The sequence below is a fragment of the Exiguobacterium profundum genome, assembly GCF_001909285.1.
GTDB classification, from domain to species: domain Bacteria; phylum Bacillota; class Bacilli; order Exiguobacteriales; family Exiguobacteriaceae; genus Exiguobacterium; species Exiguobacterium profundum.
The window spans coordinates 470,415-472,640 of the sequence record NZ_MRSV01000001.1; the positions used below are offsets into that span (position 1 = coordinate 470,415).

Genomic DNA, 2,226 nt, shown 5'->3' on the forward strand with positions numbered 1-2,226 from the left:
GCGCATCAGTCCGTCGTCGTAGACCCGAAACCAGGTGATCTACCCATGTCCAGGATGAAGGTCAGGTAACACTGACTGGAGGTCCGAACCCACGCACGTTGAAAAGTGCGGGGATGAGGTGTGGGTAGCGGTGAAATGCCAATCGAACCTGGAGATAGCTGGTTCTCTCCGAAATAGCTTTAGGGCTAGCCTCGAGGTGAAGAGTTCTGGAGGTAGAGCACTGATTGGACTAGGGGCCCCCACAGGGTTACCGAATTCAGTCAAACTCCGAATGCCAGCAACTTGTACTCGGGAGTCAGACTGCGAGTGATAAGATCCGTAGTCGAGAGGGAAACAGCCCAGACCATCAGCTAAGGTCCCCAAGTGTATGTTAAGTGGAAAAGGATGTGGCGCTGCACAGACAACTAGGATGTTGGCTTAGAAGCAGCCACCATTCAAAGAGTGCGTAATAGCTCACTAGTCGAGTGGCGCCGCGCCGAAAATGTAACGGGGCTAAACATACCACCGAAGCTATGGATCCCGTAAGGGATGGTAGGAGAGCGTTCCAAGCAGCAGTGAAGCGGTATCGTGAGGAGCCGTGGAGCGCTTGGAAGTGAGAATGCCGGTGTGAGTAGCGAAAAGAGGGGTGAGAATCCCCTCCGTCGAAAGCCTAAGGTTTCCTGAGGAAGGCTCGTCCGCTCAGGGTTAGTCTGGACCTAAGCCGAGGCCGAAAGGCGTAGGCGATGGACAACAGGTCGATATTCCTGTACCGCCGTACCACCGTTTGAACGATGGGGGGACGCAGAAGGATAAGGTGACCGTGCGACTGGAAGTGCACGGACAAGCAGCGAGGCCGTCGGGTTGGCAAATCCGCCCGGCATACAAGGTTGAGCTGTGACGTGGAGCCCGTAGGGCGAAGCACCGGATTTCACGCTGCCAAGAAAAGCCTCTAGTGAGGAGGTCGGCGCCAGTACCGCAAACCGACACAGGTAGGCGAGATGAGAATTCTAAGACGCGCGGGATAACTCTCGTTAAGGAACTCGGCAAAATGGTCCCGTAACTTCGGGAGAAGGGACGCTTATGGCGACATAAGCCGCAGTGAATAGGCCCAAACGACTGTTTAGCAAAAACACAGGTCTCTGCTAAATCGCAAGATGAAGTATAGGGGCTGACGCCTGCCCGGTGCTGGAAGGTTAAGGGGATGTGTCATCGCAAGAGAAGCACTGAACCGAAGCCCCAGTAAACGGCGGCCGTAACTATAACGGTCCTAAGGTAGCGAAATTCCTTGTCGGGTAAGTTCCGACCCGCACGAAAGGCGTAACGATTTGGGCACTGTCTCAACGAGAGACCCGGTGAAATCATAGTACCTGTGAAGATGCAGGTTACCCGCGACAGGACGGAAAGACCCCATGGAGCTTTACTACAGCCTGATATTGAGGCTTTGTACGCGATGTACAGGATAGGTGGGAGTTTGTGAAGCCGGAGCGCCAGCTTCGGTGGAGACACCCTTGGGATACCACCCTTTGCGTATAGAGTCTCTAACTCGCAGCCGTGATCCGGCTGGAGGACCGTGTCAGGCGGGTAGTTTGACTGGGGCGGTCGCCTCCTAAACAGTAACGGAGGCGCCCAAAGGTTCCCTCAGAATGGTTGGAAATCATTCGAAGAGTGCAAAGGCAGAAGGGAGCTTGACTGCGAGACCTACAAGTCGAGCAGGGACGAAAGTCGGGCTTAGTGATCCGGTGGTTCCGCATGGAAGGGCCATCGCTCAACGGATAAAAGCTACCCTGGGGATAACAGGCTGATCTCCCCCAAGAGTCCACATCGACGGGGAGGTTTGGCACCTCGATGTCGGCTCATCGCATCCTGGGGCTGGAGTAGGTCCCAAGGGTTGGGCTGTTCGCCCATTAAAGCGGTACGCGAGCTGGGTTCAGAACGTCGTGAGACAGTTCGGTCCCTATCCGTCGTGGGCGCAGGAAATTTGAGGAGAGCTGTCCTTAGTACGAGAGGACCGGGATGGACGCACCGCTGGTGTACCAGTTGTTCCGCCAGGAGCACCGCTGGGTAGCTACGTGCGGACGGGATAAGTGCTGAAAGCATCTAAGCATGAAGCCCCCTCCGAGATGAGATTTCCCTTTGAGCAATCAAGAAAGACCCCTCAGAGACGATGAGGTAGATAGGTCATGGGTGGAAGCGTGGCGACACGTGGAGCTGAATGATACTAATCGGTCGAGGCTTTGATCTAGTCTA

1 rRNA gene (cut by a window edge) is annotated in these 2,226 nt (G+C 55.2%); it reads left to right on the forward strand.

Features of this window, described 5'->3' with window-relative positions:
- A 23S ribosomal RNA gene (locus tag BBB58_RS02500) occupies nt 1–2,220 on the forward strand; it begins 693 nt to the left of the window's first position.
- The last annotated feature ends 6 nt before the right edge of the window (nt 2,221–2,226 follow it).